This is a genomic window from Henriciella mobilis (genome assembly GCF_003576315.1).
GTDB classification, from domain to species: domain Bacteria; phylum Pseudomonadota; class Alphaproteobacteria; order Caulobacterales; family Hyphomonadaceae; genus Henriciella; species Henriciella mobilis.
Map to the genome: position 1 here is coordinate 89,420 of NZ_QWFZ01000039.1, position 22,483 is coordinate 111,902.

The window sequence follows — 22,483 nt, forward strand, 5'->3', positions numbered from 1 at the left end:
CGTTCATACGCATTAAAAAGGGCTGCACCCGTCTAAAGGTGCAGCCCTTTAAAATAACTAGACTGGACGTTCGTCGAAGTTTTTACGAAAGAGCTGAAGGACCGGTCGAAAACGTCGAGGATGCGCTGGTCGAGGACTGCTGGGAAGAAGCACTACCCGATGCGGTGCTTGTTGAATCGGAAGCCTTGGATGCCGGGCGGTCGCTGTTGGCGGGTTTCGGCGCAGAGTCTTTCAAAGGGTCCTGATCGTGTTTGACCTGGCCTTCGAACATCGCGTTCGGCTGGATGCTGAGCGACGAATGGAGAATGTCGCCGTGCACCTTGGCGCCGGTTTCCAGCTCGACTTTGCGGGCACGAATCGAGCCGCGTACTTCGCCTTTGACTTTGACGGCTTCAGCTTTCACTTCACCAATCACGGTACCGCCGGCACCAATCGTAATGTCAGCGGCGGAAACGTCGCCATCGACGAGTCCATCAATCTGAAGTGCACCTTCCGATGTGATGGAGCCATGAATTTCCATGTCGCCACAGATGATCGATGCTGCCGAACGGGCAGTTGGTTTGCTGGCCGCGCTTTTTACAGCGTCTTGTGCCGGATTTATGCTGGACATCTGTGTGTCACTGTCTTTCGTCTTCGTGAACATGTTTACCCGCCTTCAAAAATTCTACTGGGTCGTAGGGTTTACCGTTGAACCAAACTTCATAATGGAGGTGTGGTCCGGTACTGCGACCTGTCGATCCCATGGCGCCTACGACATCACCAATGGCAACAGTATCACCTTTTTTAACATTAATCCGCTTCATATGACCGTAGCGGGATTTGAATCCGTGACCGTGATCAATCTCCACAGTCCTGCCATATCCGGATTTCGTGCCAGCAAAGCTGACCGTTCCCGGGCCGGTCGCTGTAATCGGGGCGTTCCAGTAGGCGCCGATATCAACGCCATTGTGCCAGCCTGGACGTTTGTTGAACGGATCAACGCGCAAACCGTAATTTGAAGTCACGCGCCATGGCACGCCGACGGGGCCGGCAAGCGGGAGGTTGTCGACAACTTCCTGATAGTAGCGCGCTTCTTCCATGCGAGCGGCCACCTGGGCGACGCGCTCAGCGAATGCTGCTTCTTCCGGCGTGTCGAACTCTCCACTAGCCAGACTTGCAAACTCAATCAGCGGACCGCCCATTTCGCGATTATTTTCAATGCGATTTGCCCCCACCGCCGTCAGGCGAAGAACACCTCGCGCTGCTTCGGCGCGCTCGACTGCGATCTCCTCGACTTCGTCAAGGAAAGCCTGTTGCTCTTCCCGAATAGCGCCGATCTGTCCGCGTAGGCCGACATTCGTTGTATCACCGTTTGGGAGAGAAGAGGGGCGGGACTGGCGCCGATCAGCCTCATCAATTGAGGCATTGACGAGCAGGGGCGCATCATTGCCGCGTAGCGCTGCTGCTTCCAGCTCTCCACCATTCTTAAGAGTGTTCAGCAGGACTTCCAATGTCTGATGCCGGCGTTCGAAATCTACTGTGGCCTGCTGAAAGGCCTCGGTGCGTTCGACAAGCTGCGAACGCGAAAGGGCGTCGCGTGCGCGCAGCTCCTGTACCCATCGTTCATACTTGTCGATTTCATACTGACCGCCCGCCATGGCGGTCTGTTTCGGCAGGAAAATCATATTTGCCGTTGCGAACAACGACCAGCCAACAGCAGCTGCTACAGCGATAGCTATTACTGCCTGTTGTGAGGGAGAGATCGTGAAATAGCGAACGGTACCGCCGCTGCGGTGGTAAATCTGGCGCTCTGGAAACAGGCGACTGAAAAGTTCACGAACCTTCATCGTCTTTTTCTTCATTTCGACTGCGCCTACCCTCGTTACTCTAACGCGTCGCACTCCCAGCGACTAGCTCCCCAGCATGCCTTATGTAGTAACCCAATTCGGTCCGGCGCGGAAAGGGTGCGATCCCACAATTCCCCTTATTTTTTACACAGGTGCGTAAATTCTCGCTTAATAGGCGAGCTCGTTATTCAAACATGCCTAAATATTACGCGTTCAGCCGCTCAAGAACCGCTTCGGCGTGGCCTTTGACGCGCACCTTGCGCCAAACGTCCGTGACGATGCCCTCAGGATCGACAAGGAAAGTGGAACGCTCGATTCCCATGAAGGTCTTGCCGTACATTTTCTTTTCAACCCACACACCAAAGGCCTCGCAAACCGAGCCGTCCTCGTCGCTTGCGAGCGGAATCCGGAGGTCCTGCTTCTCGATGAATTTTCTATGGGACGCGATGCTGTCACGCGAAATGCCAACGACGTCATATCCTTTTTCCTGAAAGTCTCCGAGCAGGGCACTGAATGCCTTGGATTCAGTCGTGCAGCCCGGCGTATTGTCCTTCGGATAGAAAAACAGCACGATGCCTCTTCCGTTAGACGCCGGAATCCGCATTGAGGTTTCGTCTGACATCGAAAGTGTGAGGGAAGGGCAAGCATCTCCGGGCTTGATAGGTGCACTCATGCTGTTCAATCGTCCTAATTCTGCTTCATTACGTCTGTAGTTTTTACGGTCAGACAGTCATAGAGGGCAACAGGCATTGGTCAGACAGACGGCCACAGTTATAACGTTTGAACTGCTTGGTGGCATTCTGCTGCTTGCAGTGTCGGCTATTGTCATCCTGGCTTTCATGCTCGCGCAAGGGCCGGTCGAGCTCAACATCTTCAAGGGTGATGTCGAGCGGGCTCTGGAAGAAGCGCGCGATGGCAGGGATGTCGAGATTGAGAACCTGACACTGCAATGGTCACCAACGGACCGCAGGGTGATCGTATCAGCCAACAATCTGTCGCTAGCGGACGACGACGGCAACATAGCCGCTAAAGCATCACAAGCGCTTATTACATTAGATGCGGGGTCATTGTTTTTTGGCCGCACTGAAGTGTTGAGAGTAGAACTGCGCGATGGTTGGGTGGATGTCAGGAACGTCACACCAACTCTGTGGACATTTGCGGGAGAACCGCTTCCAGAATTCGAAGCCAGGCAACTACCACAAACTGCGGATGGTTGGCTTGAACTCCTCAACAGGGTTCTGGGAGACGTCCTGGTCGGTGTCGAACTGACGCGCAGGGAGGGCACACTGGAGGCAGCGTCTTTTGAGACGATGGATCTCCGCTTCCACGCACCTGATAACTCGCTGATCGGTGAAATGAGTGATGCGACTGGCGCGCTCGAACGCAATCAAGACGGCTTACGCGTTGCTCTAGCCGGCAGCGGTACTGGGCTCGGTTTGCCTGGGGATCTCGATGCGACACTCAATGTACCAGTAGACTACAGCTCTCTTTCATTGGAGGTCGAGGTTTTCGACTGGAGCGTCGGCGATCTGGCCGTCCGATTGGGCATATTGGGTGACCGCATAAGCGGTTTTCCTGCGGATATCGGTTTGGTGGTCAATTACCAGGCCAGTGGTGGCATATCAGAAGTGCAGCTCAACGCCAGCGCAGAAGCTGGGGAGATCGTGGTGACGGGGCGACCTCAGTCGGTCGACGCATTGTCTTTTGAAACAGTGTATAAGCCTGACAGCGATGAACTCACGATTTCGGAATTGGACATCCAATCGAAACGGCTAACTGGGACCTGGTCTGGAACTATTGGGCAGCCCACATCCGAGAGCTCGATTTCGAGTTTCAATCTTCAATCGGACGAGACGAAAGTCGACCTCGTCCCGTACTTTCCCGATGCGTGGGATTTGAGCGACATTACCGTTGAAGGCGACATAAACTTCGTTGATCACACCGCGACATTTGAGCGCTTTTCCTTCACGTCAGAGGACGCGACGGTTGAAGGTGTAGCTGACTTCCAGTCGCGGGCTGATTCAGATGAAGGCCAACTTCCGTTCGCCATACAGCTGAATGCCGAAATGACTGGGATGCTGGACAAATCGGAAGCTCTCCGCTTTTGGCCCGAAACACTCAGTCCGAGTGCGCGCAAGTTTACACGCGACAAGATCGAGTCGGTCAGAGCGACGGCTGCCAGCGTCGATCTTGACCTTAAGCCTGACAGCATCACGGACGGCCGACTGCGGGATGAGGACATTGAAGTCCGCTTCTTCGTCGAAGACGCAACGGTCCGATTTCTTGATGCGTTTCCGCCCGTAACCAAGGGCATCGGATCGGCTCGCCTGACCGGAAATGGCTTTTCCGTGCAGCTCAATAGCGGCGAGTATGGCGGATGGCCGTTGAGCGAAGGAAGTGTCACGATTCCTCGCTTTGATAGCAGGGAAGATCGGCTACGCGTGTATGCAAAAGGTGCTGGCCCAGTCGTCGATGCAATGCGCAACCTGGTGAATTCGGGAATTATGGGCGAGGATGGAAACGACTTCGATCCTGAACGGTTTTCAGGCGACGCGTCCATGACGTTCGAGCTCTTCATGCCCTTGCGAAACCGCGTTAAAAGCGAAGATATCGATATCAAACTGACTGGCACAGTCACCGATGGCGGCTTGACCGATGCGCTGCCGGGGCTCGATTTGGTGGGCGGGCAGGTCGACGTGCTGCTATCAGAGAATAGGCTCGTCCTGACCGGATTTGGAGACCTCGGGCCTGCGCCGGTGCAGTTTACCTGGCGCGACGACCTCGACGACGATGGCGCGCCGGCCAATCTCTCCGCGAGTTCGTTCATTTCACCAGACTTTCTGAACAGGTTTGGTATCGTTGGGCGGGCCTATATCAGCGGTGACATTCCGGTCGAATTACAGGCTTTGGTCACCGCATCAGGCGTTCGAAAACTGGATATCAGTTTTGATTTGCAGTCGGCCAAAGTAGATGTCTCCGAGCTTGGATGGATCAAGTCGTCGGGCGAGCCTGCACGCGCGACGCTTTCTTATGGCGAAGGGGCGCAAATAACCGATTCGACGCTGCAGTTTCGAAGCGCCGATGCGCGCTTTGACGGTGATCTGCGTCTATCGTCCGGCGGCCAACTACAGAACCTCAATGTCCGCGAGGCCTATTTGAAAGATTTCATCGACGTAAGCGGTGCGATCACACGTGACGCCGACGATTCCTTCTCAAGTAAGCTCAGCGGCGCCTTCTTGGACGCCAGCGCCTTCTTCGGCGATTTCGGTGCAGTTGGAGGCTCGGGCTTCAGCATTCCCGTAAAGCTTGATGCCTCGATTGAGACACTGCGTTTGCGCAACATGCTGGAACTGAATGATGCGTCTCTCTCATTCGAGAGCACGCGAGCAGGTGTGAAGGAAGTCGTCGCGCGCGGGAACATTGGATCAAACACAGACTCTTCCGTGGTCGCTGCCTATGTCGGTCCGACGGCAAGCAGCGCGGCGCGCTTGCGTCTGCAGAGTGATGATGCCGGGTTCCTCATGAGCGCACTGCTTGGCGATCAATTCATGTCTGGCGGGTCAATGACGCTGAATGGTCAGATGGCGAGAGGAGAGGTTCCCGCAACCCTACGGCTAGAACTGGAAAATGTCCGGATGCAGAATGCGCCGCTGCTGACCCAAATTCTTTCGCTTGCATCACTGCGAGGTCTTTCTGATACGCTTTCGGGCGAAGGGATCCTGTTCACAGACGTCACAGTCCCGGTGACGCTGGCTGGAGATCGCCTGATCTTTGATGGCGCTACCGCGAATGGCCCAGCGCTTGGGTTAACGCTAAATGGATGGATCGGGCAGACAAATGACGAAATCCGCGTCAGCGGCGTTCTGGTGCCCAGCTTTGGCATGAACTCGATGCTGAATGCCGTCCCCATTATTGGCGATCTATTTGTTGGTCGGGACGGGGAAGGTATCTTCTCGCTGACGTATTCGATCAGAGGAACGCTCGACAGGGCGCAGGTCGTTGTCAATCCGTTGTCGGCCGTTACGCCTGGCATTCTTCGCCGCATATTCGAAAACCCGGCCGACACGACCATTCCGGACAGCCTCCCGATTGATCCAAACAGGACACCGCCCGCGCCGCCCATGCCAGATGCCGAATTCATTCCTTCAGCACCAGGCTCAACGCCAAACAACTGAATGTCCGCGGCTTGGCTATTCCTTCGCTTTAACAGCTTTCCAGAGTCGATCCTGCTCTTCAGGTGTCAATGAATCGAAAGCTTGGCCCCGGCTTGCGGCCAAAGATTCCATGGCGTGAAAACGCCGTTCGAATTTTGCATTTGCCTTGCGAAGTGCGATTTCTGGATCGAGCCGAAATCGCCGGGCGAGATTAGCCGCAACAAAGAGCAGGTCGCCAATTTCATCTTCGATTTCAGCGACAACTCCGCCCTCAATGGCTTGGGCGACTTCATCCGACTCCTCGGCGAGTTTGTCGAGGATCTGCTTTGGCTCTTTCCAGTCGAAACCCGTTCGCGCGGCACGCTTCTGCAGCTTCTCGGCACGCATCAAGGCCGGAAGCGCGCGGGCGACCCCATCCAAAGCGGACGCGGTCTGTCCGGTAGCCGCCTTGTCAGCGCGTTCCTGCGCCTTGATGGCTTCCCACGCTTCCGTCTGACCATCGGCATCCCGGCCATCGGGTGCCCTGAAAACGTGGGGGTGCCGGCGGACCATCTTGTTGTTGATGGCCTGCGCCACGTCATCAACTGTAAACAGGCCCGCCTCTGCAGCCATCTGGCTATGAAAGACGACTTGCAACAGCAAATCGCCAAGTTCGTCGCGCAGATCGGAAAAATCGCCGCGATCTATCGCATCAGCAACCTCATATGCTTCCTCGATCGTGTAGGGGGCTATCGATGCGAAATCCTGCTCGATATCCCAAGGACAACCGCTATCAGGATCCCGCAGGGCAGCCATGATCTCCTTAAGGCGATCGAACTCGGAGGAGGGGGAGGGCACCATTCAGCGTTCCTTTCAGCAGCCAACGCGGGGCCTAAACTGCAATCTAATTATCCACGCGGCAATCACTGCGAGCACAGCATGCTTGCGAAGTCCAGATATCCGCCAGTGCGGTGCCGTCGCCAGCTTATCCGGACTTCATAAGCAGATTGCATAATCAATATTATGGGAAATGCGATGTTCGAGACTAAACCGTGAAATCGAGGCAGAGACCGTCATAGGCAGGCCTGACGTGGGACGGCAATTCGTTGCACAGCGTATGATAGTCCATATCGACGTGGAGGTTCGTCAACCACGCAGCGTCAGGCTTAATGTCATCAATCCAGGCAAGCGCCCGGTCAAGATGGGCGTGCGAAGGATGCGGTTTATACCGCAATGCGTCGAGAATTAGGATTTCTACGCCCTTCAAGGCATCGAAACTCTCGCTGGGCAAGTCATGCAAGTCATTGCAGTAAGCGAGGTTGCCAATGCGAAAACCCAGACTCTTGATGCGACCGTGATATTGGTTAAATGGCAGGATCGACACCGGTCCGCCCGGCCCTTTGACGGAGAACGGCTGCCCTGGCACCAGCAGCGGTTGACGGTCAAGGATTGGTGGATAGCCCCCCTTCCCCTGAAAGCAGTACTCAAATCGGTTCACTAGCGCGTCAGCCGTAGGTGCATCCATGAAGGTTGGAATCGTTTTCTGCATCCGTAGGACGAGCGCCCGTACGTCGTCTATCCCATGGGCCTGATCGGCATGCGCATGCGTGTACACCAGTGCATCGAGGTGCTGCACTTCCTGCCGGAGTAGCTGCTCGCGCAGGTCCGGTGCGGTATCGATGAGTATCCGAGTGGATCGTTCCGGCATGTCTGCAGGCCCAACATCCAGCAATGCGCTGCAACGTAAACGACGGTTTCTCGGCTCTTTCGGGTCGCATGCCCCCCAATCGTTACCGATCCGCGGAACGCCCCCGGAAGACCCAGTCCCCAACAAAGTAAATCTGGCCTGCACACTCATGAGGAGATTTTCTTAAATAGTGTCAGTGCGTTTTCTTCGCACACTGATGCGACGTGCAAAGCGTCTTTCCCATGTAGTGCCGCCAGTGCTTCTGCGACGTGTATCAGAAAGGCCGGTTCGTTCCGTCTGCCCCTGAATGGCACTGGAGCCAGGTATGGGCAATCCGTTTCCAGAATGACGCGATCGAGTGGAATTGTGGCGATAACCGCGCGCACATCTTTGGCGTTCTTGAAGGACAGAATCCCGGAAACGGAGAAGTACGCGCCAAGATCCAGCGCCCGATCTGCCAGCGCCTGTCCGCCTGTATAGCAATGTAACAGAATTGGAAATGGACCTCGGCGGAACTCGTCTTCCAGAATGTCGGCTGTCAGATCGTCGGCTTCACGCGTGTGGACAATGAGTGGCAGGCCAGTCTTGCGCGACGCCTCAATATGCCGCCGAAAATTATCGACCTGCGCGGCTTCTGCAGAGTAGCCGTAATGGAAATCCAGGCCCGTTTCACCAATTGCGACTGTCTTCGCGTCTTCCGCGGCTTCTACGAGCGCTTCAACCGAGAGTCCCGTAAAGTCCTTCGCGTAATGAGGGTGAACGCCGACACTGTTCCAGATGTCTGCATTTCCAACCGCAATCTCAGCGACCCGGTGATAGTTGTCGAAGCGGTCACAAATTGCGAGAAATCGGGTGACGCCAGCGTCGCGGGCGCGGGCAAGCACAGCCTCCAGATCGTCGGCAAATGCCTCTGCGTGCAAATTTACATGCGTATCGAACATGAACCAAGCGTCTAGCGGTTCGCGAAGGCGGATTGAAGCTGCGTTACCAGTTTAGCCGCAGCCTGGTCTGCCGGGATATGTAGCGATTTTTGCGCAGACACGATCTTCTGCCCCTCAAACCAGACTTCAGACCAGACTGGCTCTTCGACGGCCTTTTCGCTCACCCAATTCAGTATCGTGTCCGCAAATGCGCTGAATGTCTGGTCGTCTTCCCCGGCACAAAGGATCGCATGGGATAGTTGAGCCTCATTGGCCGAGGGCAGGCTTTTTACAAGTGATTGGGCGGCACTGGAGGCAACCATCACCTTGCCTCCCGCCAGCTCCTCTGCCCGACCGGGTCTACCGCGCACCAAGCTTGCCAGTTCGACTGGGTTTTCCATTTCTGTCGTTTCGAGCACGGATTGTGTGTCTTCCAGAGCCAAAGGACGAAGGCGAAGTGTTTGGCACCGAGAACGAATGGTCGGAAGGATTGGCGCTGTAGCATGGGAAATCAGGAAAAGCAGACAATTGGCCGGCGGTTCTTCCAGCGTCTTCAGGAGCGCATTCAGGCTGCTTGTGTTCAGTTCATCGAGAGCATCGATAATGCTAACCCGCCACCCACCTAACGCGGGCTTCAGACTAAAGAACGCATTTAGTTCGCGGATCTGATCGACGGAAATATCCTGCTTGAGATTTCCCTTGTCGTTCAGCTGGCGCTGAATGAGTTTCAGATCCGGGTGACCGTTGGACAGAATCTTTTGCATGACAGGGTCGCTAGCCGGAGCCCCGGCCGGATCTTCAGAAATTGGTTTGGCGCCAAGCTGAAGCGCGGCAAGCCGCAACGCAAAACGTGATTTTCCGATGCCTGAAAGACCCTGGATGATCCAGGCGTGGTGCAGACGTCCACTGTCTCTCGCGGCGAGAAAAGCGCTCTGCGCATTTGTGTGTCCAAACAATGGAAGGGCTGGCGCAACCGTCATGAGACCGCCAGACGCTCCTCTATTGTAACGAAGGCGGCTTCGACGAGCGCTTTGGGCGACAGCATCGCGTCGAGGACCACACATCGCTCAGGATTCGTTTTAGCGATTTTAAGGAATGCGTTCCTCACCGCATCATGGAATTCTCGGGGCCGGTTCTCAAACACGTCGCTGGTGGCCCGATTGATGCGGCGCTGCAGCAAGTCCTCCGGAGAGGCATCGAGGATCAGCGTCAAGTCGGGGCGTGCCTCACGCGTGACTTCAGCCTGCATGGCCTTCAACACATTCGGGCTGACACCGCCTACACCCTGGTAGACCAGGGTTGAATCGGAATACCGGTCGCAAAGCACCCATTCCCCTCGCTGAAGGGCGGGAAGAATTTTCTTTTGTACATGATCGCTGCGGGCGGCATTCATAAGCAATGCCTCCGCCAGAGGGCTCCATACGTCACCCTCGGGCGGGTCAAGAACAAGCTTGCGAACGCTTTCCGCCAGTGGCGTTCCACCCGGTTCGCGTGTCAGCAGAACGGTCCTGCCTTCATCAGACAGTTTCTTCGCGAGTCCCTGAAGTAGCGTAGATTTTCCGCAGCCTTCGCCACCCTCCACAGTCACCAAGAAGCCTCGCGTTACGCTCATGAAGCTGTCTCGTTACCGATCTTGAGGCTCAAACCTTCAATTGCGCGCCCGATAAAGCCCAGCTTTTCGACATTTTCAGTTGCGATAAGCGGCGCTTCAACCGGATCTTTTTTGCCAGCAACGGTTATCTCCAGAGTTGCTATGCGATCACCCGCCTGAACAGGCGCCTTGATCGGTCCGTCAAAAACAACAGCCACCTCGGCCTGTGAAAATGCACTCTTGTGAGCGGTTACACTTAGCGGTTCTGCCAGTTTGACGCCAACTTCTCGCGCTTCACCATTCCATACCGGCAAAACAGCCAACGCTGTTTCGCCTGGTTCAATTGTTCGCGTGTCGAAAGCGGTGAAAGCCAGACGCATGAGACGTGCTGCTTCGTCTGCGCGGGCCTGAGAGGAAGGAAGGCCGTTAATGACCAATATCCGGCGCTGGCCATCACGCTCTGCTGATGCGGTCAGCCCGTATCCGGAAATCTCAAGGTGCCCCGTTTTCAGGCCATCGGCGCCGTCGAGCGAACCGAGTAGCGGGTTACGGTTCTGTTGTGTGATTCCATTCCACGTCATCTCGCGCTCGGAGTAAAACTTGTAATATTGGGGGAACTTGTCGATCTCCATCCGCGCGAGCCTGGCGAGATCGGCAGCCGAAATGACATGTCCTTCAGCGTAGAGGCCGCTGGCATTTTCAAACTGCGCTGAATCGAGTCCCATTTGATGGGCGAGTTCCGTCATGCGACGAGCAAAAGCCTCTTCAGTGCCCGATAGCCCCTCGGCCAGTACGATGCAGGCATCATTGCCAGACAGAATAATAACGCCTCGGAGCAGCTCCTCGACCGTGGGCGTTTCACCAATGGACAGTCCCATTGTAGAGCCACCGGTCGCCCAGCCGCCTTCACGCCATGCCCGTTCGCTGACGGGCAGCCGTGTTTCGAGGGTCAGTTCCCCATTCTCGATCGCTTCGTATATGACGTGCGCCGTCATGATCTTCGTCATGGACGCGGGGATCATGGCCTCTTCGCCATTCTTGGAGAACAGAATCTCTTCAGTCTCATAATCCATGATGACCGCATTGCTGGCTTGCGTATCTATCAGCTGGGCGTGCGCGGAAAAGCACGCCGACAAAGCGGCCGCCAGAATGATGAGGTGTTTGGGCTTGAGCAGCAAAGCAGCACTCCTCCTGATCACGGTTTGCCTGTTGGCAAAACCTGACTCAAGAAAAGGGCTGCTTTGAGACGAAGGTCAATGTTGATGACAGATATCAGCGCAGAGCGACAAAGCTGTCATTGATCCCGCGTGTGCGAAGCTGGACCCGGGCCCGCTCAGCTGCGTCGCGCGTTGGAAACGGACCGACCATGACACGAAAATAGTCCGCGCCATGCATCTGAACATCCTCGACTTTGACCGGAAACATGCCGCCAACCTGTGCGTGTCTGCCTTGTGCATTTCCAATATCCGCAAAGGCACCGATCTGGACGTATATTTCCGGGCTGAACGTTGTTTGGCGGACGTTCATGGTGCGTGGCGATGCACTGACGGTCCTGACAGCAGGTGCTGGCGCTGAATAAGGCTGGAGTGGCGGAAGCGACTCTTCATTGATGTCGGCCGGAACGATGTCCGTACGCGTTTGCGACGGAGAAGCGAGCCGAGCCGGCGTTGCAATAGAATTGCCAGGGTCCGGAACGCCCAGCGATGGCTCATAGGCGCCGAGCAGCATATCCTCGTAAAGGTCAGGCCGGCTCATTCGGCTGGATGCTTCGTTTGCCATTTCTGTATTCCGCACGTCCGGCAAGCTCGTCTCTGCATTGGCAAACTGCGTAGAACCAAGTGCTGGAGCCGGTCCCAGGTAGCGCACGATCACCGGGGCGTCTTGTTGTTCAGCGAAGCCGAGAGCATCAGCGGCTCTCTTCGAGAGATCAATAATGCGTCCGTCTTCAAATGGACCACGGTCATTGACGCGAACGACAATTTCCTTGCCATTACGCTCATTTACGACTTGGACGAGGCTGGGAAGCGGCAGTGTCCTGTGGGCCGCAGTCATTGCATACATGTCGAATATTTCGCCATTTGCGGTCGGCTGGCCGTGAAAATCCTCACCATACCATGACGCCAGACCATGCTCTTCATGAGGCACGCCGGATGCTTTCGGCGTCACGGTCTGAGAGACAGCGGGTTGCGACGAAGAGACGGCGCCTTCACCAAGCGTGAGCGTGCTGACAGACGGAGATTTCGAGGCCTCAAGAGGTGAAGCGGACGCTTCAGCGGGCCAGAGTCTGGTCGGTATTTGTGGCTGGGAAGCCAAAGGACTTGAGTCAACGCTAGCATACTGGCGTTGCTGGGCGACCGATTGTGAACCTGAGCCAGGATAAGAAAACCGCACTTTTTCGCGGCTCTCCGGCAATTGCACGGCGCGCGTCTGGGTAACCGGACCGCGCCACTCATCGTATGTGGCGCCTGAGTTGGGTTTCGGTACACTACTTGTCTGGCGAGTTTGATCGGCCTGTATCCGAGCGCCGCCCTGCCCCACGCTGACATACTCGATGGGCGCAGGATGCTTGCGGTCGGCGGTCGCGGCCGGGGCCATTGTCACGGCGAGCGCTGCAATGGCTATTGGTGAGAATCCAGACTTGAAACGGCGTGCCATTTGAACCTCATTCTGTGGTCTCTTGCATGCGCGACTTTTCTGTCGGCAGCCCAGGAACGAATTCCTGATAAAGGCCGTTTACCATGTCACAATGGACATAGCATGAATGGCTGCATCGAGATTCAAGCGCGACCAAAACACAATATTAACTATCTGGCGAAATGAGGCGGAAATGTGGTTCAGCCGCCCTATTGCTTTTCGCGCTACCATGTCGGAAACAGGCGCCCGGCCACGGAGGAGTGGCAGAGTGGTTGAATGCGGCGGTCTTGAAAACCGTTGAGCGTGCAAACGTTCCGGGGGTTCGAATCCCTCCTCCTCCGCCAGCTTTTTTTCGCGGCGCGACGCCGGTGTGGAGCTCGTCGGCGTCGAAATCCGCTTCATTCGCAGGATTCTGGAGGTTGCGAAGTTCGAAAAGCGCCTTCAATCTCCCTGGAGGGAGGTGGAAGACGATGTTGCGAGTAATTCTGGGCATAAGCCTTTGCTTGTTGATTTTGACTGCGTGTAGCGAACCGCGGGCCGCGCAAGACCTTCCGGAGGCGGCCCCGCCCGATCATGTTGAGCTGTTGGGGCGCGGCGAAGCGATCGCTGAAAATCTATGCGCCAAATGTCATGCGATCGGCATTACCGGAGAAAGCCCGCATCCTGATGCGGTACCATTGCGGCAACTGTCCTGGAAGTATCCAGTTGATGAGCTTGAGCAGCCTTTTTTGCAGGGCATCGTCGTGGGCCACCCGGACATGCCGGAATGGCAATTTACACAGCAAGATGTCGATGCACTCCTTGCCTATATCGAGAGCATCCAGGAACCGCAGACTATCTGACAACGGGCGCGTGTCCGTACATACACTGATTGCGACCGGAACGGGCTTGGCCTTCGGTCGGACCAGCTGTGAAAAACCGATGGAAGATAACAGATGGCTGACAAGATTACATTTCTTGGCGGGGCAGGCACGGTCACAGGGTCGAAGTACCTGGTCGAGTCCGGTAACAAGCGAGTTTTGATCGATTGCGGTTTGTTCCAGGGTTTCAAGCAGCTTCGGTTACGGAACTGGAAGCCCTTGCCCGTTTCGCCATCCGACATCGATGCCGTTCTACTGACGCATGCGCACATCGATCATTCAGGTTACCTGCCGCTTCTGGTGAAAAACGGATTCAGGGGAGACATTCATTGTACCGAGCCGACCAGGGCGCTTTGCGAGATATTGCTACCTGATAGTGGCCACCTACAAGAACGAGAGGCGGAGTTTGCAAACCGCAAAGGGTTTAGCCGTCACAAACCTGCCCTGCCCCTGTATACACAGGACGATTCCTATCGCTGCCTCCAGCATTTTCGAACGCATCCGTTCTCCGAAGCCATCGAAATCATCGAAGGCGTTGAAGCAGTATTTCGCGAAGCCGGACACATACTGGGAGCAGCATCCATTGAAATGCAGACGAGCGACAATCTGATCGTCTTTTCCGGGGACCTTGGACGATACGGAACGCCGATCATGCATGATCCTGCGGAAATCAAGCAGGCCGACTACCTACTCGTCGAGTCGACATACGGCGATACCACGCATACTGAAACAGATCCCGAGGACGTGCTCGAGGCGATCCTGAACCGGACTTTTTCGCGCGGTGGAACGGTCGTGATTCCATCCTTTGCGGTTGGCCGGGCACAGACGCTGCTGTTCCATATCAGTCGACTGATACATTCTGGGCGTATTCCGCAGGTGCCAGTTTATCTCGACAGTCCAATGGCGATTAACGCGTCCGAGTTGTTCGTTCGGTTTGCCAAGACGCATAAATTGACGCGTGCAGAAGCTGAAGAAGCCTGCGGCGTTGCTGAATATGTTCGTGAAGGCAAAGATTCCCAGAAATTGGACCAGGACCAGACCCCCAAAATCATTATCTCGGCAAGTGGCATGGCCACGGGTGGTCGTATTCTTTATCATCTGAAAGCGTTCGCTCCAGATTCACGAAATACAATCCTGTTCGCAGGATACCAAGCCGGCGGAACGCGAGGCGCCGCGATGCTTGCCGGCGCAACGAAGATCAAAATCCATGGTTCCTATCACCCGGTTCGCGCTGAAGTGCAAAACCTTCATATGCTTTCGGCCCACGCGGATTCCGACGAAATCATGCGTTGGCTGGGATGTTTCGGACGCGGCCCGAAAGAAACGTTCATTGTTCACGGCGAGCCCGTGGCCTCTGATGCTTTGCGCCTGCGGATTGCTGAGGAGCTCGGATGGTCCGTTGTGATGCCGGAACATGGCGAAACGCGGGACCTCCCATGAATGCTCCCTCATCAATCAATCAGTTGCATGCGCGTCGCCTCGGACTTCTCAGTCAGCATGAAGCCGTCGCGCTGGTTCATGTGGATTGCCCCATTTGCCGATCGGAAGGTGTGAGCGCGCATAGCCGGGTGACCCTCACCAGCGGTGGCAAATCCATTATTGCTACGCTCTACCAAGTATCAGCTGACTGGCTCGCGACGAACACCATTGGACTATCAGAAACGGCCTGGACCGGGCTTGGTCTTGACGACAAGGGAGAGGTCACCGTCACGCACTCCCCGCCAGTTCTGTCTCTCTCTTTTGTCCGCCAGCGAATTTTTGATGATGGCCTGAATGAACGCCAAATCAGTTCTATTGTCCGCGATATCGTTAGTGGCGCTTACTCTGATATCCATCTTGCGGCTTTCGTCACGGCCATTTCAGCGCGCCCACTTTCGGATGGCGAGGTAACATCGCTTACGAGAGCGATGATCGAAACCGGGGATCAAACAGAGTGGGATGAAAAAACCGTCGTAGACAAGCACTGCGTGGGTGGCCTGCCCGGAAATCGGACAACGCCAATCGTTGTTGCCATCGTTGCCGCACATGGTTTGCTAATTCCAAAGACGTCGTCGCGAGCAATCACGTCTCCCGCGGGAACCGCCGACACAATGGAAGTCCTCACACGTGTCGATCTTTCTGGAGACGAAATGCGAAAGGTTGTTCGTCAGACGGGAGGGTGTTTTGTCTGGGGTGACGGGGTGGGATTCAGTCCGGCCGATACAGATATCATCCGTGTCGAACGAGCGTTGAACTTTGATGCCCCGGGGACGATGGTCGCGTCCGTCCTATCCAAGAAGATCGCGGCCGGGTCTACCCACATCGTTATTGATATGCCCGTGGGACCGACGGCAAAAGTCAAGAACGTCGTCGAAGCCCGCCAACTTTCAAACGTCTTCGATACGGTCGCATCCGCTTTTGGAATTCATTTGCGGATCGAGATAACAGATGGCTCTCAACCCGTTGGAAGGGGCATCGGGCCGGCGCTTGAAGCACGCGACGTTCTTGCTGTTCTGGGGAACGAGCCGAACGCACCTGCAGACTTGTTGGAGAAATCATGCGTCCTGGCGGGTGCCATCCTGGAGTTGGCTGGCATCGCTCAGCCTGGCGAGGGCAAATCAATGGCCGAGGATACCATCGCGAATGGAAAGGCCTGGGCAAAATTTTTAGCAATTTGCGACGCTCAAGGCGGTTTGCGCGAACTTCCTGAAGCGAAATACAAGCGTCCAATTTACGCGCCATTCAACGGTCGCGTGGCGTCGATCAATAACAGGAAACTCGCGCGTGCGGCCAAACTGGCTGGCGCACCGGACGACAAGGCGGCTGGTCTTGATCTCAAAGTACGCCTTGGTGACCAGGTCTGTCAGGGCGAAGCGCTTTTTGTCTTGCATACCGAGACGATCGGCGAGCTAACTTATGTATTGGACTATGTCCATGCCAACCCGGACATCATCGAGCTGACACATTGAGCCCACAGCAGATACTATATGCCCTTCCGGGGAACGATGAACTGTACAACGCCATGCTCAGCGCGGGAGGCTTTGACGGTGGTTTGCTTGAGGTGAGCCGCTTCCCGGATGGCGAAAGTTATTTAAGGTTCGAGACCAATCCAGAAGGAAAACACATCGCCCTGTTCGCAAGCCTGAATCACCCAGATGCGAAGCTTATTTCATTGCTTCTGGCGGCGCGAACGGCTCGTGATCTGGGGGCGGCTTCAGTTGGGCTGATTGCGCCATACATGCCTTACTTCCGCCAGGACATCGCATTCAGGCCAGGTGAATCTGTGAGCGCCCGCCATATCGGGGCAATCCTGTCAGACAATTTCTCATGGGTGGTTACCGTTGACCCCCACCTGCATCGACTGACTCAAATGGCAGACGTATTTTCGATCCCTGCATCAGTCGCATCTTCCACTACCGCGATGGCCGCCTGGATAATCAAAAATACGGAATGCCCAATCATATGCGGTCCTGACTCTGAAAGTGAACAGTGGGTCAGCAAGATCGCTGCAGCTTGCGGTGCGCCATATCTCGTATTTCAGAAAACAAGATACGACGCGAAATCCGTTGAGGTGGCAGTTGCACCCGATCTGGACATATCCGGTTATACCCCGGTGATAATCGACGACATCATTTCAACGGGCGGAACGGTCATGTCTTTGGCGAAGGAACTCGCCCGGCTAGGTAGCCGGCCTGCGATCTGCTGTGTGGTTCACGCACTTTTTTCAAGCGATGTCGAAGACAGAATTCTTGGCGCGCGCGTTGACCGCGTAATCACAACGAATTCGATTTCTCACAGGACTAATGCGGTCGACATTTCCGAAGCACTTGCCGAATCCACTAAGGCGACTTTTTCCACTATCGCGAACATGGGGACAAACATCGCTAAGTGACGTAGCTTTTGAACTTATCGGGCTTCGAGGACTGACAAGGCGTCGCGAGCGATCACGACTTCTTCATTCGCGGGAATAACAAGCACTTGCACCCTGGACGCAGATGTCTGGATCTCTCGGTGCCCAGAATCGTTTGCGCTCGAATCGATTTGAAGCCCCAACCACTCCAGATGGGCGCAGATATCTTGACGCACGGGTGCCGAGTTCTCCCCTACTCCGCCAGTAAACACAAGCGTATCCACGCCGTGGAGAGCCGTCGCAAGTGATCCGATTTCTCGGGCTATCCGGTAGGTGTACACAGCCAGAGCTTCCGTTGCAGCGGTCTCAGAGTTCTCAAGAAGTTCGCGGACATCGCCACTGATACCCGAAAGGCCCAGCAATCCTGACTCCTTGTAGAGCATTGTAGACAAGTCGCGGGCGCTCATGCCCTTATCCATCATCAGGTGAAGGAGCAATCCAGGATCCAGGCTGCCTGCACGGGTCGACATTGGCACCCCATCCAATGCAGTCAGGCCCATAGACGTCGCTATGCTTTTTCCGTTCAGCATGGCGCAAACGCTTGCACCACTACCGAGATGTGCCGCAATAGCTTTCGAACGTTTCCCTGCCTGGGTCAGTCCTTCAAGCTGAGAAGCTATATGGTCATAGGAAAGACCGTGGAATCCAAAGCGAAGGAGCCCTTCTTCAGATAGATGTCTGGGTATTGCATAAAGCTGCGCTACTCGAGGCTGGGTTCGATGAAAAGCTGTGTCGAATGAAAGTGTCTGGGGGATTTCGGGCCAAATCCTGGAAATCCCCTTTACGCCGTCCAGGTTGGCGGGCTGGTGCGATGGCGCAAGGCTGGTTAAACTGCGCAGACGTTTGAGTATATTTGTATTCGCGAGCACGGGACCATCAAAGTCACGTCCACCATGTACGACGCGATGGCCGATTGCTCTTAGGTCGACATCCTGCAGCGCATCCGCAGCCCATTTAGCGAGCGCGCCAACGAGTTCTGACTGGTCGGACACACGAGACGAAAGGGCCTCGGGCATTTGGTCCAGGCGTTCTTCCGGTGTGTTCGCCACGAAGCGCATATCATTGGGTAAACCAGACAGGTTGACCTTTAACAGGCAGTTTCCAAGGGTCATGCCCGAGCGCTCATATGCCGACAGTTTGATGCTTGATGAGCCGGTATTGACCGTCAGGATCGCCTCGCGTCTCAATGCGTCATCCCCATCGCTCGCGCAAACAGGTTGGCAAGGGCACAAGAACCGACGCGCTCTGCAGCACTATCGGCGCGGCTCGTCAGAATTATTGGCACTTTTGCCCCGATGACGAGCCCAGCAGCGGCGGCGCCGGCCAAATAGTCAAGTTGCTTCGCGATCATATTGCCCGCCTCGAGTGAAGGCACCACCAGAATATCTGCTGCTCCTGCGACAGGTGAGGTCATTCCCTTAGCCGCAACCGCCTCAGCAGAAATTGCCAGGTCAAATGCAAGCGGACCATCCAGCAGGCCGCCAACGATCTGCTTCCGGTCCGCCATTTTGCACAAGGCGGCCGCGTCGATGGTCGAAGGAATGTTCGGGTCGACCTCTTCTGTGGCGGAAAGGATCGCCACCAGCGGCGTTGGAACACCAATCGCGATGGCGAGCTCTATTGCATTTTGAACGATGTCCCGCTTCGTTTTGAGGTCCGGCGTAATATTGATGGCGCCATCCGTGATCATCAGATGCTTGGGGTAAGCCGGTGTCTCCATGACGAAGACATGGCTCATCCGGCGTTCAGTCCGCAGGCCGTTCGACTTGTCGATGATAGCCTTCATGAGCTCGTTTGTGTGAATTGCACCTTTCATAATGGCGTTCACACTGCCTTCGCCCGCTAGTTTCGCTGCCATGGCGGCCGCAGCGTGGCTGTGAGGCGTGTCTATCAACTCCACGCGCGATAGATCGATTCCTGTGGATTTAGCCGCAGATGCAATCTTGTCCCTCGGGCCAATAAGAACCGGTTCTATCAGTCCCGCAGTCTTTGCATCCATAGCGCCGCCAAGAGAAAGGTGATCAACTGGATGCACCACAGCCGTTCGAAGCGGCTTGCCTTTTGCTTTGGCAATCATCTCTTGAAATGCTTGCGTGGGGTCCGAAGCGGCGGAAGAAGACATCGACGCGTACCTTTTGGCTGTCAGCGATCCATTGAGCCCCGTTGAACGGCCCGCATCAAGAGCCAGCGAAGCGAAATACGCAGCGCCTCGCTCGTTACGCGACTGGTTCCGCAGCCTAAGCCGCTTTCCCAACAGGATTATTGCTCGTGATAGCTGATTCCAATACGCCAGGACGATGCCAAGCGCCCTCCGGTCGGATCAAGATGTATGGATCCGAGTACGGCGTGATCGTGGATGGGTGCAGCGGTACGGGAATATCGATTTCAAGATATTCATAGCCTGAGAAAGAAAAACTCGGTCGGTCTTCGCGGAGCTTGCAGATCAGCACCTTTGACCAGAGCCGCCAGAGGCGGGCCTGAATTTGTCCGATCATCAGCCTGTAGCCCTTTATCGCTGCTATTTCAAAGGCGTGGGCGAGCAGGATCCGATCCAGAAATCGCCCTCGGGCGCGCGGAAGAATGCAAACCCTTTCGATTTTTCCGAAAGCGGAGAACCATCTCAGCCTCAATGTGGCAACAGGCTCGTCGTCAATAAAGCCCAGCAGATGCAAACCTGCGAGGTCATTTCCGTCATACTCCTCATCATATGGGCAATTCTGTTCGGCCAGGAAGACAGCAGCCCGCAAGGCGAAGACTTTCTGCAGGTCGTCCAATGTCCTAGCCACTTTGACCGTCGTTCGATCAAAATGATGCCTGCCGGGTTTCGTGCGAAGCACCGCAGCACCAGTACCCGGATAATCAAGTGAATTTGAATTCTTCATGCCACAGGATCAAAAACAAAGAGGTCCGGAAGTCCTCCTTGAAGACGCCGGAAACCGAGTGACATCATGGACCGCGCGCCATCCTCCGTTGCGCCACGTGCATAACACGGCACGGGTGCATACAGAGACACTCTGACCGACGCAGAAGCAGACATGACGGAACGGCGCGCTGCTTTTGTCCCCCCCGCATAGCATCCAACATACAAGCCGAATATCGGAGTATTGGCAGGAGCAACGTGGCGAAGGGCCGGATCAGACGGGTCGAATTCTCCATCCTCAACGCTGGCCCTACCCTCGAAGGTCAACGGAACGATTAAATAGAGACCGTCTATCGGATCTCCTGTGACCCAGATCGTCATTTTGGTAATCATATCCAGCGTGTATACAACTTCTGCTCGCGCAAGTGTGCCGCCGATCAGCATTTCGCCGAGCGCGAGAGCCGCTTCAATGTTGCTGGGCTCACATCGCCTCAGGCCATGGGCCATCATTGCCTCAGTCATCTCCTCAGGAGTGACCGTGCAATACGGATAGCTGGTAAATGGCACAACCGACTGGTGAATCGTCATCACATTTCTCCCTTTGCGGGAGATGTTTGTTAATTCGCGTGTAAGTTGTCAACCGGCGAATTTACTTTTCGGCCCATGCCTTGCTACTAGCCAAACGAGGCCGCTGAGATGTCGGAAGGATCTGATCATGAGCCAAAACCAGTTGGACTGGGACAAGCTGCGCGTGTTCAGCGTAGTTGCCGATCTGAAAAGCTTCACGGCCGCTGCCAAGAAACTTGGTGAATCGACGCCAACAGTCAGCCGCAAGATCGATGACCTTGAGCGAAAGCTTAACTGCGAACTCCTTCTACGGACACATAGGGGCGTCGAGCTGACGGAAGCGGGACGTGTCGTGGAGGCGCACGTTCACGCAATTACGGAAAAAGCCAACTCGATCTGGTACGATGTATGCGCGCTCGACATCGAAGGAACCGGTAGAATCAGGATGGCCGCTGGCGATGGCGTTGCCTCTCACTGGTTAACGAGAACCATTCCGGAGTTCCTGGGTACACATCCCGGAATAGAACTCGAACTGAAAATTTCGGACGAAGACGTCAACCTGTTGTCGGGCGACGCAGACATGACAATTGCGTGGGAGCAGCCACGCCACCGCGATCTGCTGTCACAGCGTCTCGGGGTATTGCACTACATGTTTTTTGCTTCGCCCGAATACCTGGCACAACACGGCGAGCCGGAAAGCCTGTTTGATCTGCAGGGACATACTTGCTTGCTACATTCGAACTATCAGAATCAGATCGATGCATGGAGCACACGTGCGCACGACCTGAAAAAGGCGCTTTCTTATTCTGTCATCACAAATTCAGGAACTGTTCTTCGCGAAGTCTGTGCACGGGGTGGCGGAATAGCCGTGTTGCCATCTTACGTGGCTGAACTCGATCCGGAACGCCTGGTTCCTCTGTCGCTTCCGGAAATAGCGCCGATCCGATTCTGGCTAGTCTATACGCAGCGAATGCAACGCCTCTCCCGCGGGCGAATTGTCATAGACTGGATGCGGAAACAGTTCAGTGAGGATGTCAGCCCGTGGTTCATGGATACGTTCGTCCATCCGGCCAAACGAAGTCGGCCAGACGGCGAACAATCAGACCAAGCCAAATCTGCTAGATCGTCTTGAGTATCGTGGCGATTGCCTCAAGTTTCTTTGGATCATCGATCGTCCGGATCAGCCGCGCAATCTCTCCACGACTACGATCCAGTTCGGTGTCGCCATTACCCGAATCTGCAAGAGCATCTTCCGGGAATAGGTGATCAACGGGAACCGACAAGATGTTGGCAATGGCAGCCAAAGTCCCGGCACTAATCCTGTTCGTGCCGTTCTCGTACTTGTGAACCTGCTGGTAGGACAAACCCAGTTTCTTTGCGAGGTCATCGAGGGTCATGCCGACGCGACGTCGCGCCTGTCTGACCAGTTGTCCAATCCCACGATCTGCATCGCTCACCTTTCTTGGTGAGGCTGAAAGCACAGTTGCCATGTTCCCCTCATTCTACTTGAACTAGC

21 protein-coding genes and 1 tRNA gene are annotated in these 22,483 nt (G+C 55.4%); 7 read left to right on the plus strand and 15 right to left on the minus strand.

The features are described 5' to 3' along the window. Window positions 1-82: 82 nt before the first annotated feature. The 3 genes from D1227_RS17635 to D1227_RS17645 all read right to left on the minus strand — a co-directional run bounded on the left by D1227_RS17635 (window position 83) and on the right by D1227_RS17645 (window position 2,499). Window positions 83-643 carry a bactofilin family protein gene (locus tag D1227_RS17635; RefSeq protein ID WP_119376748.1) on the minus strand — a complete coding sequence of 187 codons (561 nt, stop codon included), beginning with the start codon at window positions 641-643 and terminating at the stop codon, window positions 83-85. Then, window positions 618-1,841: a M23 family metallopeptidase gene (locus tag D1227_RS17640; protein WP_119376747.1), complete on the minus strand. Its 1,224-nt coding sequence runs from the start codon at window positions 1,839-1,841 to the stop codon at window positions 618-620. The genes D1227_RS17635 and D1227_RS17640 overlap by 26 nt, the downstream gene beginning before the upstream one ends. A 190-nt stretch (window positions 1,842-2,031) precedes the next feature. Beyond that, entirely contained in the window at window positions 2,032-2,499 is a 468-nt protein-coding gene (locus tag D1227_RS17645; RefSeq protein ID WP_119405629.1) for a peroxiredoxin, read from the minus strand. A gap of 76 nt (window positions 2,500-2,575) precedes the next feature. On the opposite strand from D1227_RS17645, the gene D1227_RS17650 reads away from it, so the two are divergent. Then, the gene (locus tag D1227_RS17650) at window positions 2,576-6,001 is read left to right on the plus strand and encodes a YhdP family protein (RefSeq protein ID WP_119405630.1); all 3,426 of its coding nucleotides are present in this window, start codon (window positions 2,576-2,578) and stop codon (window positions 5,999-6,001) included. A gap of 15 nt (window positions 6,002-6,016) precedes the next feature. Here the strand turns inward: D1227_RS17650 and mazG are convergent, their stop codons facing one another. The 7 genes from mazG to D1227_RS20430 all read right to left on the minus strand — a co-directional run bounded on the left by mazG (window position 6,017) and on the right by D1227_RS20430 (window position 12,812). After that, window positions 6,017-6,820 carry a nucleoside triphosphate pyrophosphohydrolase gene (gene mazG, locus D1227_RS17655; protein ID WP_119405631.1) on the minus strand — a complete coding sequence of 268 codons (804 nt, stop codon included), beginning with the start codon at window positions 6,818-6,820 and terminating at the stop codon, window positions 6,017-6,019. Between the two features lie 184 nt (window positions 6,821-7,004). Continuing rightward, window positions 7,005-7,667 carry an MBL fold metallo-hydrolase gene (locus D1227_RS17660; protein ID WP_233349861.1) on the minus strand — a complete coding sequence of 221 codons (663 nt, stop codon included), beginning with the start codon at window positions 7,665-7,667 and terminating at the stop codon, window positions 7,005-7,007. A gap of 146 nt (window positions 7,668-7,813) precedes the next feature. Beyond that, window positions 7,814-8,587: a TatD family hydrolase gene (locus D1227_RS17665; RefSeq protein WP_119405633.1), complete on the minus strand. Its 774-nt coding sequence runs from the start codon at window positions 8,585-8,587 to the stop codon at window positions 7,814-7,816. Window positions 8,588-8,598: 11 nt separating this feature from the next. Next, window positions 8,599-9,546 (minus strand): DNA polymerase III subunit delta', encoded by a 948-nt coding sequence (locus tag D1227_RS17670; protein ID WP_158586716.1) that lies wholly within the window; start codon window positions 9,544-9,546, stop codon window positions 8,599-8,601. Further along, window positions 9,543-10,178, minus strand: a complete 636-nt coding sequence (gene tmk, locus D1227_RS17675) for a dTMP kinase (protein ID WP_119376740.1) — start codon at window positions 10,176-10,178, stop codon at window positions 9,543-9,545. Before tmk ends, D1227_RS17670 begins: the two co-directional genes overlap by 4 nt. Beyond that, the gene (locus tag D1227_RS17680) at window positions 10,175-11,335 is read right to left on the minus strand and encodes a D-alanyl-D-alanine carboxypeptidase family protein (protein WP_233349863.1); all 1,161 of its coding nucleotides are present in this window, start codon (window positions 11,333-11,335) and stop codon (window positions 10,175-10,177) included. The genes tmk and D1227_RS17680 overlap by 4 nt, the downstream gene beginning before the upstream one ends. Window positions 11,336-11,429: 94 nt before the next feature. Beyond that, window positions 11,430-12,812 carry a septal ring lytic transglycosylase RlpA family protein gene (locus tag D1227_RS20430; RefSeq protein WP_119405635.1) on the minus strand — a complete coding sequence of 461 codons (1,383 nt, stop codon included), beginning with the start codon at window positions 12,810-12,812 and terminating at the stop codon, window positions 11,430-11,432. Window positions 12,813-13,045: 233 nt separating this feature from the next. On the opposite strand from D1227_RS20430, the gene D1227_RS17690 reads away from it, so the two are divergent. The 5 genes from D1227_RS17690 (at window position 13,046) to D1227_RS17710 (ending at window position 17,522) form a co-directional block, all read left to right on the plus strand. After that, window positions 13,046-13,135, plus strand: a tRNA-Ser gene (locus D1227_RS17690). Between the two features lie 126 nt (window positions 13,136-13,261). Then, window positions 13,262-13,633, plus strand: coding sequence for a c-type cytochrome (locus D1227_RS17695; RefSeq protein ID WP_119405636.1), 372 nt, complete (start codon window positions 13,262-13,264; stop codon window positions 13,631-13,633). Window positions 13,634-13,726: 93 nt separating this feature from the next. Next, window positions 13,727-15,091 (plus strand): MBL fold metallo-hydrolase RNA specificity domain-containing protein, encoded by a 1,365-nt coding sequence (locus D1227_RS17700; RefSeq protein WP_119405637.1) that lies wholly within the window; start codon window positions 13,727-13,729, stop codon window positions 15,089-15,091. Beyond that, on the plus strand, window positions 15,088-16,599 hold the full coding sequence (locus D1227_RS17705) for a thymidine phosphorylase family protein (RefSeq protein WP_119405638.1): 1,512 nt from the start codon (window positions 15,088-15,090) through the stop codon (window positions 16,597-16,599). Before D1227_RS17700 ends, D1227_RS17705 begins: the two co-directional genes overlap by 4 nt. Further along, window positions 16,596-17,522 carry a ribose-phosphate diphosphokinase gene (locus tag D1227_RS17710; protein ID WP_158586717.1) on the plus strand — a complete coding sequence of 309 codons (927 nt, stop codon included), beginning with the start codon at window positions 16,596-16,598 and terminating at the stop codon, window positions 17,520-17,522. Before D1227_RS17705 ends, D1227_RS17710 begins: the two co-directional genes overlap by 4 nt. A gap of 14 nt (window positions 17,523-17,536) precedes the next feature. On the opposite strand, the gene D1227_RS17715 is transcribed toward D1227_RS17710, so the two are convergent. From D1227_RS17715 to D1227_RS17730, 4 genes are all read right to left on the minus strand, one after another. Further along, the gene (locus tag D1227_RS17715) at window positions 17,537-18,727 is read right to left on the minus strand and encodes an acetate/propionate family kinase (RefSeq protein WP_158586718.1); all 1,191 of its coding nucleotides are present in this window, start codon (window positions 18,725-18,727) and stop codon (window positions 17,537-17,539) included. Then, entirely contained in the window at window positions 18,724-19,662 is a 939-nt protein-coding gene (locus D1227_RS17720) for a bifunctional enoyl-CoA hydratase/phosphate acetyltransferase (protein ID WP_119405641.1), read from the minus strand. The genes D1227_RS17715 and D1227_RS17720 overlap by 4 nt, the downstream gene beginning before the upstream one ends. Before the next feature lie 115 nt (window positions 19,663-19,777). Further along, window positions 19,778-20,422, minus strand: coding sequence for a GNAT family N-acetyltransferase (locus tag D1227_RS17725; protein ID WP_233349865.1), 645 nt, complete (start codon window positions 20,420-20,422; stop codon window positions 19,778-19,780). Then, complete coding sequence (locus D1227_RS17730) at window positions 20,419-20,988, minus strand: hypothetical protein (protein WP_119376731.1); 570 nt, start codon at window positions 20,986-20,988, stop codon at window positions 20,419-20,421. The genes D1227_RS17725 and D1227_RS17730 overlap by 4 nt, the downstream gene beginning before the upstream one ends. A gap of 127 nt (window positions 20,989-21,115) precedes the next feature. On the opposite strand from D1227_RS17730, the gene D1227_RS17735 reads away from it, so the two are divergent. Next, on the plus strand, window positions 21,116-22,099 hold the full coding sequence (locus D1227_RS17735) for a LysR family transcriptional regulator (protein WP_158586719.1): 984 nt from the start codon (window positions 21,116-21,118) through the stop codon (window positions 22,097-22,099). Here D1227_RS17735 and D1227_RS17740 read toward each other — a convergent pair. Further along, entirely contained in the window at window positions 22,086-22,457 is a 372-nt protein-coding gene (locus tag D1227_RS17740) for a helix-turn-helix domain-containing protein (protein ID WP_119376729.1), read from the minus strand. The genes D1227_RS17735 and D1227_RS17740 overlap by 14 nt on opposite strands. Window positions 22,458-22,483 lie beyond the last annotated feature (26 nt).